The 12727-nt window shown below is 49.2% G+C and carries 16 protein-coding genes; all 16 read right to left on the bottom strand.

The window, feature by feature from the left end:
• Positions 1 to 90: 90 nt before the first annotated feature.
• Positions 91 to 885 (bottom strand): phosphatidate cytidylyltransferase, encoded by a 795-nt coding sequence (locus H8B09_RS05880; protein ID WP_191202483.1) that lies wholly within the window; start codon positions 883 to 885, stop codon positions 91 to 93.
• Between the two features lie 20 nt (positions 886 to 905).
• Positions 906 to 1670, bottom strand: coding sequence for an undecaprenyl pyrophosphate synthase (gene uppS, locus H8B09_RS05875; protein WP_191202482.1), 765 nt, complete (start codon positions 1668 to 1670; stop codon positions 906 to 908).
• A gap of 58 nt (positions 1671 to 1728) precedes the next feature.
• Positions 1729 to 2283 (bottom strand): ribosome recycling factor, encoded by a 555-nt coding sequence (frr, locus tag H8B09_RS05870; protein WP_191202481.1) that lies wholly within the window; start codon positions 2281 to 2283, stop codon positions 1729 to 1731.
• The gene (gene pyrH, locus H8B09_RS05865) at positions 2283 to 3011 is read right to left on the bottom strand and encodes a UMP kinase (RefSeq protein WP_191202480.1); all 729 of its coding nucleotides are present in this window, start codon (positions 3009 to 3011) and stop codon (positions 2283 to 2285) included. The genes frr and pyrH overlap by 1 nt, the downstream gene beginning before the upstream one ends.
• A 114-nt stretch (positions 3012 to 3125) precedes the next feature.
• Positions 3126 to 3776, bottom strand: a complete 651-nt coding sequence (tsf, locus tag H8B09_RS05860; RefSeq protein WP_191202479.1) for a translation elongation factor Ts — start codon at positions 3774 to 3776, stop codon at positions 3126 to 3128.
• Between the two features lie 109 nt (positions 3777 to 3885).
• Complete coding sequence (gene rpsB, locus H8B09_RS05855) at positions 3886 to 4584, bottom strand: 30S ribosomal protein S2 (RefSeq protein WP_191202478.1); 699 nt, start codon at positions 4582 to 4584, stop codon at positions 3886 to 3888.
• Positions 4585 to 4762: 178 nt separating this feature from the next.
• Entirely contained in the window at positions 4763 to 5392 is a 630-nt protein-coding gene (locus H8B09_RS05850; RefSeq protein WP_191202477.1) for a superantigen-like protein SSL4, read from the bottom strand.
• Positions 5385 to 5927 carry a hypothetical protein gene (locus H8B09_RS05845; protein ID WP_224753268.1) on the bottom strand — a complete coding sequence of 181 codons (543 nt, stop codon included), beginning with the start codon at positions 5925 to 5927 and terminating at the stop codon, positions 5385 to 5387. Before H8B09_RS05845 ends, H8B09_RS05850 begins: the two co-directional genes overlap by 8 nt.
• A gap of 65 nt (positions 5928 to 5992) precedes the next feature.
• On the bottom strand, positions 5993 to 6322 hold the full coding sequence (locus tag H8B09_RS05840; protein WP_191202475.1) for a hypothetical protein: 330 nt from the start codon (positions 6320 to 6322) through the stop codon (positions 5993 to 5995).
• 48 nt (positions 6323 to 6370) lie between these two features.
• Complete coding sequence (locus H8B09_RS05835; RefSeq protein ID WP_191202474.1) at positions 6371 to 7777, bottom strand: flagellar assembly protein A; 1407 nt, start codon at positions 7775 to 7777, stop codon at positions 6371 to 6373.
• Positions 7778 to 7793: 16 nt separating this feature from the next.
• Positions 7794 to 8582 carry a FliA/WhiG family RNA polymerase sigma factor gene (locus tag H8B09_RS05830; RefSeq protein ID WP_191202473.1) on the bottom strand — a complete coding sequence of 263 codons (789 nt, stop codon included), beginning with the start codon at positions 8580 to 8582 and terminating at the stop codon, positions 7794 to 7796.
• 4 nt (positions 8583 to 8586) lie between these two features.
• Positions 8587 to 9027 carry a hypothetical protein gene (locus H8B09_RS05825; protein WP_191202472.1) on the bottom strand — a complete coding sequence of 147 codons (441 nt, stop codon included), beginning with the start codon at positions 9025 to 9027 and terminating at the stop codon, positions 8587 to 8589.
• A gap of 2 nt (positions 9028 to 9029) precedes the next feature.
• Positions 9030 to 9524, bottom strand: coding sequence for a chemotaxis protein CheD (locus H8B09_RS05820; protein WP_191202471.1), 495 nt, complete (start codon positions 9522 to 9524; stop codon positions 9030 to 9032).
• The gene (locus H8B09_RS05815; protein ID WP_191202470.1) at positions 9521 to 10141 is read right to left on the bottom strand and encodes a chemotaxis protein CheC; all 621 of its coding nucleotides are present in this window, start codon (positions 10139 to 10141) and stop codon (positions 9521 to 9523) included. The genes H8B09_RS05820 and H8B09_RS05815 overlap by 4 nt, the downstream gene beginning before the upstream one ends.
• 2 nt (positions 10142 to 10143) lie before the next feature.
• Positions 10144 to 10605 carry a chemotaxis protein CheW gene (locus H8B09_RS05810; protein WP_191202469.1) on the bottom strand — a complete coding sequence of 154 codons (462 nt, stop codon included), beginning with the start codon at positions 10603 to 10605 and terminating at the stop codon, positions 10144 to 10146.
• 14 nt (positions 10606 to 10619) lie between these two features.
• The gene (locus H8B09_RS05805; RefSeq protein ID WP_191202468.1) at positions 10620 to 12695 is read right to left on the bottom strand and encodes a chemotaxis protein CheA; all 2076 of its coding nucleotides are present in this window, start codon (positions 12693 to 12695) and stop codon (positions 10620 to 10622) included.
• Positions 12696 to 12727: the final 32 nt, after the last annotated feature.

Genomic DNA, 12727 nt, shown 5'->3' with positions numbered 1-12727 from the left:
GCCGAGTATCGGCTTACTGCTATATGCGGGTATGTATATAAACCTCTGACAGGGCGTTACTCAGATGAAAGACCGCATTATGCAGGTTGCTTATACTGTAAATAACCCCATAATGACGAGCAGCGGAAACACGATAATCCAGCTGTCGCAACGGTCAAGCACACCGCCATGGCCAGGCAGCAACGTTCCTGAATCTTTAATCCCGCGAATACGCTTATAAGCCGATTGAATCAGATCGCCAATCTGACCTGCGATGGCACACACAGCTGCAATACCAAGCGCTTCACCAATGCCGATCCAATCCGGTGCGCAGAGTGCAAACACAAGACCGACTACAAGCGCCAGTACGATGCCCCCAATCGCCCCTTCAACCGTCTTGTTCGGACTGATCGATGGCCAGAGCTTCGTCTTTCCAATAGCTCGTCCAACGAAATAAGCGCCAGCATCGGACGCCCAAATGCATCCGAACGCCAAGCAGGAATAATAAAGTCCGTGAGGTTCAATCGAACGGACTGTCAGCATAGCATCGAAGCCATAGCCAACATAGAACGCGCCGAGCAGCAGCAAGGAAGCGCCGTCGAGCGTCCATTTATTTTTGGACAAAACGGTAATTGCTAATTGTGCGAACATCAACACCCAGAGCACGGTTGTTACGGATGGCTGCTTCGTTCCAATTAACTCCCATGGAAGAACGAGAAGTAAGACGCCAATAAAACCGAGAAGCGATGAGGGATGAAACCACTCTACGCCGTTCATCTTGACATATTCATGGAATCCGATGAGAGCCAGCAGAACGATCAATATTGCATATACCCAATTCCCGGCTACGACTGCACAGGCAAAAACAGCTCCAGCGAGTACACCGGTCACGATCCGTTGTTTCAACTTGTTCACTCCATTATTCGTTACAAGCCGCCGTACCTGCGTGCGCGTCGTTGATATTCCGCTATCGCCTCGTGAAAATGGCTTTCCGAGAAGTCAGGCCAGTAGACGTCTGTAAACCACATTTCGCTATATGCCAACTGCCACAGCATGAAGTTGCTTAATCGAAGCTCACCGCTTGTTCGGATGAGCAGATCTGGGTCAGGAATTCCACTTGTGAATAGATGATCACTCATGGTCGATTCATCGATTTGCTCGGGGGACAGCTTACCATCGCGCACAGCCTCTGCAATGATCTTCACGGCATCCGTCATTTCTTTGCGGCTGCCATAATTAAGCGCAAAGTTGAGGATTAGTCCTGTATTCGTAGCTGTTCGTCTGATTGCTTCTTCTAATGCATCAATCGTATAATTCGGCAGCGCCTCTCGGTACCCCATCATGCGAACCTGTACATTGTTGGCGATCAGTTCCTCCAGCTCAATAGCTAGGAATTCTTGCGGAAGTTTCATCAGGAAGTCAACCTCAGCCTTGGGGCGCTTCCAGTTTTCAGTCGAAAACGCGTATAGCGTTAGGTATTTCACACCTAGCCGATCCGCTGCCATCGTAATTTGCTTTACTGCCTTCATGCCGGTATGGTGACCAGCAATGCGAGGCAGCCCACGGCTTTTAGCCCAACGACCGTTGCCGTCCATGATTATTGCAACATGCTGCGGCACATTCTCAACCGTCAGCGTACTTGCCTTATCGGATGACGGCTTGACGAATTTGGACCATAATCGATCGATCATCCGGGACTCCTCCTAATGATACAACAAACCCCACCTGTCGGAGGGGCAGCATCGTCTATTAAACTTCCATGATCTCTTTCTCTTTAGCAGCGAGCACTTTCTCTACTTCTGCAACGAAGCGATCTGTCGATTTCTGGATATCATCTTGGTGGCGGCGCGACTCGTCTTCCGAAATCGTCGATTTCTCGAGTTTCTTAATGTCGTCGTTCGCGTCGCGGCGAATGTTGCGGATTGCAATTTTCGCTTCTTCACCGAATTTCTTCGTGAGCTTCACAAGCTCACTACGGCGCTCTTCTGTAAGCGGCGGAATGCTCAAACGGATTGTGCTGCCGTCGTTGGAAGGCGTCAGTCCGAGATCGGATTTCATGATCGCTTTCTCGATTGCAGCTACCGAAGATTTATCCCATGGTTGAAGCAGAAGCGTACGCGTATCCGGCGTATTAATGTTAGCAAGCTGGTTCACTGGCGTCATTGCACCGTAGTATTCAACTTGAATGCGATCGAGCAGCGCTGGCGTTGCACGTCCTGCGCGAAGGGTGGAAAGATCACGCCTCAGGGCACCAATCGCTTTGTCCATCCGTTCCTCTGCATCTTTCTTAATCGCTTGAGGCACTAGTTGACACTTCCTTTCACAATTGTACCGATTCGTTCACCAAGAATTACACGCTTAATATTGCCGGATTCCGTTATGGAGAATACAATAAGCGGAATGTTGTTATCCATGCAAAGCGAGGATGCCGTAGAATCCATAACGCCCAGGTTTTTGTTCAGCACTTCCATATACGTAAGCTGATCGTATTTCTCAGCCGTTGCATCTTTGAACGGATCAGCAGAGTAGACACCGTTAACTTTATTCTTCGCCATCAGAATGACTTCAGCCTCGATTTCAGCCGCGCGAAGCGCTGCTGTCGTATCTGTCGAGAAGAACGGGTTACCCGTGCCTGCTGCGAAAATAACGACGCGGCCTTTCTCCAAGTGGCGAATCGCACGACGGCGAATGTATGGCTCAGCAATTTGCTGCATTGCGATCGACGTTTGTACGCGAGTCGGCACACCGATTTGCTCCAGTGCGTCTTGCAATGCCAGCGAGTTCATAACCGTTGCGAGCATGCCCATGTAGTCAGCCGTTGCACGGTCAATACCTTTAGCCGTTCCTGCAATCCCGCGCCAAATGTTGCCTCCGCCTACAACGATTGCAACCTCGACATTCAATTCCACTACTTCTTTAACTTGTTCAGCGATCGATGCGATGACAGATGCTTCGATACCGTAACCATTCTGACCGGCGAGCGCTTCACCGCTCACTTTAAGTACTACGCGTTTGAAAACTGGACGTTCCATTCCTTTTACCTCCATCTTGTACCTCGTCAAACAATGGCGAAGACACAATCACACTTAATCCGGGCATACAAGAGGGCGGGGCAGACAAATCCGCCCCGCCTGCTGTAATGCTAATTACAGTTTAGCTTGCGCCATAACTTCTTCTACGAAGTTATCAACTTTTTTCTCCAAGCCTTCGCCCAGTTCATAACGAACGAAGCGGCGGATCGAAATATTTTCACCGATCGTGCTGATTTTTTCTTTCAGCAGCGTCGCGATTGTTTTGTCTGGATCTTTGATGAACGATTGCTCAAGCAGACAGAACTCTTCATAGTATTTGCCAAGGCGGCCTTCTACCATCTTCTCAACGATGTTAGCTGGTTTGCCTTCGTTCAGTGCTTGAGCCGTCAGAATTTCGCGCTCTTTATCGAGTTCTTCTGCTCCAACTTCTTCACGACTAACAAATTTAGGGTTCGCAGCTGCGATTTGCATAGCGATATCGCGAGCAAAGTCACGGAACGAATCCGTTTTTGCAACGAAGTCTGTTTCGCAGTTGATCTCAACGATAACGCCAATACGGCCGCCTGCGTGGATGTACGATTCAACTACACCTTCCGTAGCTACACGACCAGCTTTGTTAGCTGCTGCCGCGAGACCTTTCTCACGAAGGATCTCGGAAGCTTTTTGGATATCACCGTTTGCTTCGTCCAACGCTTTTTTGCAATCGAGCATGCCTGCGCCCGTTTTTTCACGCAATTCTTTAACTGCACTCGCACTAACTGCCATACTATTACCTCCTGAATGATCGTTCTTATTTTCTCTCTTGTTTCAAAAAAAGGGCGGTGAGGAGGCTTTACACCTTCTGACCACCCTTTCTGTTGTATACCGAGTATGATTACGCCGTCGTTTGTTCGCCTTGGTTAGCTTCAACAACTGCGTCAGCCATCTTCGCCGTAAGAAGCTTAACAGCGCGGATTGCATCGTCATTACCTGGGATTACATAGTCGATTTCGTCCGGATCGCAGTTCGTATCAACGATACCTACGATTGGGATACCAAGTTTACGAGCTTCCGCTACTGCGATACGCTCTTTACGCGGGTCGATTATGAACAGCGCGCTTGGAAGACCTTTCATGCCTTTGATGCCGCCGAGGAATTTCTCGAGGCGATCTTTTTCTTTGCGGAGAATGATAACTTCTTTCTTAGGCAGTACGTTGAACGTACCGTCCTCTTCCCATTTCTCCAGCTGTTTCAGACGATCGATACGCTTTTGAATCGTTTGGAAGTTCGTGAGCGTACCGCCGAGCCAGCGTTGATTGATGTAGAAGTTGCCGCAACGTGCTGCTTCTTCTTTAACCGAATCTTGTGCTTGCTTCTTCGTACCAACGAACAAGATCGTGCCGCCTTCTGCAGCTACCGACTTGATGAAGTTGTACGCTTCGTCAACTTTTTTGACCGTCTTTTGCAGGTCAATGATGTAAATACCGTTTCTTTCAGTGAAAATATAACGATCCATTTTTGGGTTCCAACGACGCGTTTGGTGACCGAAGTGTACACCAGCCTCGAGGAGTTGCTTCATGGAGATAACCGCCATATTCACTACACCTCCTAATAATGGTTTTGGAATTGTTCCGCCGCCTGTCGCATCTTCCTTCAAAACTTGCCGTCCCGGCAAGCACCGTTGAAGGAATTAACTGGCGTGTGTTTTTAACACCGACAATTAATATAGCATAATAAAAGGCGTCATGCAAGTTAACATGACACCTTTTCCTTCAAGAATTCGACTTTATTCGATTTGCTTCGGTAGCCGTTAGAGGTTGTCCGGTCAGTGTCTTCACGACCTCGTCCAGCGAAGGTTTACCCTTGAACGCGAAATAGCCGGCGCGGACCAGCTTCTTGTCGCTCTTCATTTTGGTAATGAACTTACTTTGACTTGCAATGAGTCCGTTGTCTGCCAGCAGCTTCGCGGTTGAAGTCAGATTTGCACCTGGTTCAATTCGGATAACGACCTGCTTAACTATTGCCGATTGTTCTGCGTCCGCGTTTGCTGTTCCAGCGTCTGGGGCTGTAGGCTGCTCCGGCTGAACAGCTTCCTTCGCATCATCGGGCTTAGAAGGTGGATTAGGGGTAACTGGCGCTTCCGGCTTATTCCCCTGTTCATTACTCGCTTGCTTGCTGTCTGGAGCCGTTGCATTCGCTTCAGTGCTTGCCTCCGCCTTCGCTTCAGCCTTTGCCTTCTCAACCATCTGCTGCATTTCCTGCTCCGTATATATCGGCTCATTCAATTGATCCGAGTCTGGGAGCTTCGCGGTCTGCTGTCCCATCGTCATTAATTGAAGCAATAAAGCACCTGCAACAATACCCGCTCCAAGCCCGGATAGAAAGCGTCGGTCCTTAAGCACGTACGCCCTCCTCCTGCTTGGCCAGCTGAATAATGAGCTGAACTTCGCCTTTATTCATATTGAGCTTACGGCAAACAACATCGATTGACTTGCCGCTGTCGTAGAGCTCGAACAATTCCGGATAACGCATACGAATTGTATCACGCGGTACAGGTACTTCTTCTGCAGCAGCAAATGGTTGGACAAATGCAGCATCCACTGCCTCGTGAGCAGCCGTCTGCGCCTGTCCGATCACTGGCTGTACCACTACTTTCTCTAAACGGGACTCCAGTTCTGCGCACCGATGCTCCAGATCAATAATTCGGCGTTCACGGATAGCAAGCTGTTCGGCATTATCCGTCTGTGCACGTTTCACAAGGTCGACCAGTTCACGGTTGTCCGACTCCATATTCTCCATGAACTGTTCGAGTGCGATTTCCATATTGGTCGTCGTTTGTGCCGGAGGTTGCTCTTCCTTTCTACGAGGAAGCGTCCACGACAGAACTAGTATAAATGCGCCCAATAACGCAACATATCCCCATGGCTGCATATTCATCTTCTCTCCTGCTTCTTGCCGAAGGATAGACTGCGGCAACTTGCTATATGACTGAACTTGATAATTTATAGAGAAACATCGAAACTCTTACCTTTATAAGGGTGCAAATCCGATGGCTTGCGTTGGGGCTCAGCACCATCATGTGCATCGGTTTGACGGTTGCCCCTTTGCCTCGAATCACCTCGCTGCTGACGCTCTTCCCCGCTTCGAATCGAACCTTTGTCCGCTTTCTCAGCCGCTGCGTTGCGATGACGCGCATGATCCGTCTCTTTCGTAAAGCTGTCAGCAGCAAAGGAATGATCCGCAGCCGGTTTATTAAGCGCTTGGCTATGCGTAATGCTCTTATCCGGCATATTGGACATGGATACTTGAAAGTCGATTGGACGATAGGACAAGCTGAGCCCTCCCTTCAAACGCCATTTGCTCTAACAGCTGCTTGCTAACTAGATCGAGATAATGCTGACATCTCCATCTTGCAGGCGGAAGCAGCAGCGTTGGGTTGAATCCTTTACAAATCGGGTATAGCGGCCTATGACGATTTTGGATCCGCCATAGCACACATTCGCAACATCAACTCGAGCGGAATCTGAATCCTCCAGCGCCTTCTCGATCTCAAAAATGCGCTCGCGTTTCATATCAATCTGATCATTCGTTTGCCTCTTAGTCGCGCCTAGCTTCACTCGCAGCGCAAGCTTGTCATCTGACAGCTGGCCGGAAGAGGCAAGTTGGTCGAGCAAACTTAAAGCCTTCTCGGTTTTGTCGATGCTGTCGACCAACTGTCGAACGGAAGTCCGAAGCTCTTGCAGCTCGGTTCGCAGCTCCGGCAGCACTCCTACCTCGATTACGGTTGACGTGGACGTCGTATTACCGATCGTCCGTGCAGCAACTCTTTCGCCTGCTTGTACCACACCGCCAACGATAAGACCTTTCGCTCCCGAACAGATAACCGACTTGCCCGCTTTGAGCTGCGAATGCATGATGCTTTGGCTGACGATAATATTCTCGCCCGCTTGCAGTCGCCCATCTTGCACGAATGACAATTTAATGTTGCGATTCGCTTTGAGATAACCTTTGTCGCTAGCCATTACACCGCCTGTTATTTCAATGGAACCTTCAGATTCCAACTCAGCGCCTTCGACACCGCCGATGACACGAATATCGCCTGAAGCCTTAACGCGGAAGCCTGTCAGCACATTGCCGCGAATGACGACTGTCCCGACGAAGTCGATATTGCCCGTACGATAGTCGACGTCACCGTTAACTTCATAAACAGGAAACACATTAATTTTATCATTATCCGTCTTCGTCATTAGACCATCAATTGCCGCATACATGGCAGTCTGCTCATTGTTGAGGACGACATTCTTGCCAACCTTGAAACGAGCTTCCTTCCCGTTCTTGCCAGGAAGGACAACGCCCGTTACACTCTTGCCCTCTTTACCTTCCGTAGCCGGGATTCGCTCGGCAATAAGCTGACCCCGCGCTACGTTGTTGATTCGGTTAACTTCTTTCAGATCAACCTTACCATCTGCGGATTCAACGGGACGATGCATCGACTCGTCATCCAGGTGATGAATAAGCTGAATCTTCCCGTTCTCCCCTTGTTGGGCAGGATCTCCTGCAGCGATCAGCGTCTGGTTATAGAAGTAAGCCTTAGGATCTTTCGCTATTTTATGTATGACATCATACTGCAAACCATAGATGACTCCATTGTTCTTAACATATTGCTCCAGCGCTTCAGGCGAACAGGTAAACGATTCATCTGCTCGATTAAATTGAATGAATGCAGAAAGCTTATCCGCAGAAATCTGAATGCGAATATGTTGTTCTAATTGACCTGCCTCGCTCAAGGCGACTCCTCCTCAATTACGTATTTTGGAGCAACTGATCTTTATTTTTAGCTAAAGCTCCGCGAAGCCGCAGGATCGCCTTGGAATGCAGCTGAGATATTCGGGAAGGCGATAGTGACATCACTTCTGCGATTTCGCTAAGAGACAACTCTTCATAGTAAAATAGGGAGATGACGGTTCTCTCTTTCGGAGTCAAACGCTCGATCCCTTTCATAAGCGACTCTTTCAAATAAAACTCATGAACCTTATAATCAGGGTTTTTCGCTTTCTCGTCAACCAGTAAAGATAACCGTGTTTCTGACTCTTCCTCTCGGATCGGATCTTCGAGCGAGCAGATCGTTGTGACTGCAATTTCTTGCAGCATCACATTATATTCATTTTCAGATACGTTCAAATACGAACTAATTTCGGCATCCGATACGGAGCGCAAATATTTTTGTTCCAGCAGCTGGTATGCTTCTTCGATTCGTTTCGCCTTATCGCGCACCGACCTAGGAACCCAGTCCCCTTGTCTCAGTCCATCGATGATGGAACCGCGAATACGCCATGAAGCATAAGTTTCAAATTGCAGACCGCGTTCATAATCGAACTTCTCAATTGCATCAATAAGTCCCATTACACCGTTGCTGTACAGATCATCCTTCGAAACGGTCTTCGGTAATCCGATTGCCATTCGGCTCTTCACATAGTCGACCAAAGGCAAATACTGCTCAATGAGTTGCTTCTTCGCTTCGATGTCCTTTTCGGTTTTCCATTTGCGCCATTTCTCGATGTTAGACAAATGAGGCGTCTTCGGCTCAATCATCGTCTCACCCTCCTGTCAGGTGACGTACTGCTTTGGCTAATTCCTCTGGATCTTTGTTCTGCGTCGATACCAGCTGAGGCGGTTTAAGCGGTTGAAACTGGTGCGATTGCGCGCCAGCAGCTGCTGTTGCAGCAGGCCGGCTATTCGAATCCGATTTGAGCAGCTCATGCAGCTCTTCCGATTCATCCGGTGTCACTGCTTCAAATTGGGTGCCGGCATCTTGTCTTCCGCCCTGCTCATCTTGTCGCAAGGAAGGAAGAGTAGGTTGCGGCATTGCCATTTTGAGCACAGCCCGGAATAGATAAGCCAAGAGGAAGAAAGCAGCAAAAGCGTAGATCCCCCTCAAAATGCTGACTGCAAACGTGTTCCCACTCAATGAGAACAATAGCGACATCATGCCACCTACAGCTCCAAATCCGACATTCCACCGCCATGTTCCAATCATTATTAAATCTCCTTTATACCAAACTGAACGCTTCGAATCGTCAAGACACCTGTTGCACTATCGATTTCAATCGTTCGACCGAAATTCGCTCCAGTATCCTCTGCATGAATTGGAATCGACACCTGCTCCAAAGCAAGCTTGCACGACTCCACATTGCGAGGTCCGATGCGCATCGAATCGTTTTGGGAAGCGAAGGCGAACATTTGCGCCCCGCCTGCCATCTTGGCAACCATGCGTGTAATTGAAGCGCCCGCATTCTCCATCGCTTGAATAAGTGCCGGAATTGCTGTATCTGCATATTTGGCGACATTGAAACTCGTTTCTCTCGCAATCTCTGAAGTAGGAAGCATAACGTGCGCCATACCTGCTACCCTTGCGACTGAGTCATAAAGGGTGACGCCTACGCACGATCCCAGCCCGCTTGTCCGAATCAATGCCCCATTCGATGCGATGTTCAGGTCAGCCATGCCGACCTTGACTGTTAACTGCTCCATCATTCAGATGTAACCCCTAGCGCTTGGAAGATTTTATTGAATGACTCGGGATCCGGAATGAGGAAGAAATGGCCCTCCAACATATCTCTGCCTTCGAGGAATGCTGTCTCGATCAGGAGTGCGGAATCTCCCATTTCCCCGAATTGCAGTAACCCGTAAGACAATATTGCTCCTGCCATATCCATCGCTATGGATGGAACCGTCGGCATCATCGACAGCCCCGTAAAGTCAGCGAGCGATGACAGGTAAGACCCTCCGAGAATGTTTCCGATCTCGCATAAAGCCGACAGCTCCATTTCGGAGTAACCTGCTTGCTCGCGAATTTCTAGCGATAACAACCGATGCATCATTCGTTTTGCCGATGGCTCTTCAATAATGAAGAACATATTGCCTGGTGCATCCCCTTCGACTCGCAGGAATACAGCAATCACAATCTGCTCAGATCCGCCGACGATCTCGGCAATTTCCTCGAAAGGCAGCAGCTTCACTTTGGGAACAGCCATATCAACCGGCTTGTCCAGCAGACGGGACAACGCTGTTGCTGCGTTGCCCGCCCCGATATTTCCGACTTCCTTCAATACATCCAGCTTAAATGCGCCTAACCCTTTAAAGTCGTTCACGATTAAACCTCAAGCTGCTCAAGCTGGAGAATTTCTTTGCGGTTTAGCACCTCGGACAGATTCAGCATGACAAGCAGTCGCTTCTCACCAATCTTCGCAATGCCGTGCAGATACTTCGCTTTGATACCGCCAACAACTTCTGGCGGTGTATCAATCGATTCCGTGTCGATATCGATGACGTCATTCGCTGAGTCAACAATAAAGCCAACTTCTAGTTCATTGGCTGCTACGATGATAATACGAGAATTGTCCGTTGTTACCGTTTCTTCCAGGCCGAAGCGCCCTCTCAAATCGATGACGGGAATGACGACACCACGAAGATTGATAACCCCTTTAATAAAAGCTGGAGCCTTCGGAACGCGTGTTATTGGCTGAATTCGTTCAATCGTGCGTACTTTGTCTACTTCAATACCGTATTCCTCTTGTCCAAGCGCAAAAACGATAACCTTCATTTCTTCTGCCATTCGTATTCCCTCCCTTATTTAATGAAAGCATTCGGATCTATAATGAGGGCAACTTGACCATCGCCGAGAATCGTAGCGCCCGAGATGGACTTAATGCTTGGCAAATACTTGCCTAATGATTTCAGTACGATCTCGCTTTGGCCAATGAACGAGTCGACAATAAGCGCAGCCAGCTTGTCGCCTTTGCGGATAACGACGATCTCATTCTCTGTTTCCTCTTCTTCACGGTAACCAGGCACATCCAGTACCCGGGCAAGCGATACGACTGGAATAACATTTCCGCGGAACTCGATCATTTGATTGCCATGAATCGTTGCAATCTGATCGCGCTGTATGATTCCGGTCTCTACAATCGAGGAGAGAGGAATCGCATACTTTTCTTCGCCCATCTTGATCAACATAGCCGAGATGATCGACAGTGTCAGCGGCAGTTGAATCGAGAATACCGTCCCCTGCCCCTGCTTCGACCGAATCGTAACATGTCCACCGAGTGATGTAATCTTCGATTTCACGACATCAAGGCCTACGCCGCGGCCGGAAATATCCGATATTTTATCAGCAGTGCTGAAGCCAGCCGCGAAGATGAGCATTTGCATCTGCTCTTCTGTTAGACGCTTCGCTTCCTCTTCAGTCAAGACTCCATTCTTCACTGCAATTCGACTCACCTTAGCACCGTCAATGCCATTGCCGTCATCTTCAACTTCAATGAACACATGGTTGCCGCTGTGATACGCGCGCAAGTGAACCGTTCCGGTTTCTGGTTTGCCTGCCGCCATACGATCGGCTGGCATTTCGACGCCGTGGTCAAGCGAGTTCCGCAGCAAGTGAACAAGCGGATCGCCGATCTCTTCGATTACTGTGCGATCGAGCTCCGTATCAGCGCCTGATACAATCAGATCGATTTTCTTATCAAGCTGTTTAGCAATGTCGCGTACCATCCGAGGGAATCGGTTGAATACCGATTCAACCGGAACCATCCGCAGCTTCAGAACGAGATCCTGCAGGTCTGTGCTGACACGCGCCATATGCTCTACCGTCTCGATCAGATCGCTGCGTTTGATTTCACTTGACAGCTGCTCCAGACGAACGCGGTCGATCAACAATTCCGAGAACAGGTTCATTAGCGAATCAAGGCGATCGATATCAACCCGGATCGTCCGGTTCACCGCTACTGCACCTGCAGATGCCTGCGCTTTCGCTTCTCCCGTTTCCCGTTTAGCCGCTTCCCGATTCGAGGGAGCAGCTGATGCATTAGCTTGCTGCGGAGCTGCTGCTTGGTTGCGTGAATCTGTCGTTGGCGCATAGAGTTGAAGTGATTCATCATCGAGCAGCACAACTTCTGCCAGCTCGATCTCCGATACGCCTTCAATCTGCGACTTCAGCGCTTCCACTTGCGTTCCAGAAATCATGAAGACGACGAAGGAACGGTCGAATTTCTCCTGCTCCAGCTCTTGAACCGATGGCTCAGACTTGATGACTTCCCCGTTATTTTCGAGAACGTCGAACACCATGTATGCGCGAGCGGCTTTCAACACACAGCTTTCGCGCAGCGTTACTTTTATGTAATAAACTTGATTGCCAGCCTCGATCGATTGCTTCAGGACCGAGAATTGGAAGATATCCAGCAAAGCGTTGCCCGCGTTGCCGGCAGCTGCAGCTGCACTGCCACCAGTGCTAGCGGCTGTCTCTGCAGCAGGCTTGTTCTTGTAGTCGCCTTTGACGATCGATTGCAGTGCAGCATTAATCGCACTTACGTCTGCTTTGCCTGTTCCGCCTCCGACAACGTCTTGAACCATCGCTTCCAATGCGTCCAATCCCTTAAACATCGTGTCGAAGATAAAGCTATCCATTGATAACTTGCTGTTCCTAACCAGATCAAGTACGTTCTCCATTTCATGTGTCAGAGACGCAAGATCTTCAAAGCCCATCGTCGCGGACATACCCTTAAGCGTGTGAGCCGAACGGAATATTACTTGCACGATGCTAATATCGTTCGGGTCACTTTCCAGCTTAAGCAAATTTTCGTTGAGCGCTTGCAGGTGGTCATTCGATTCGTCGATAAACATTGACAAATATGCGTTCATGTCCATGCTCGAGCACCTCCGTTGTTTACTTCGCTAAC

The sequence above is a fragment of the Paenibacillus terricola genome (genome assembly GCF_014779765.1).
GTDB classification, from domain to species: Bacteria; Bacillota; Bacilli; order Paenibacillales; family Paenibacillaceae; genus Paenibacillus_T; species Paenibacillus_T terricola.
This window is presented reverse-complemented; position numbering and strand designations above follow the sequence as displayed.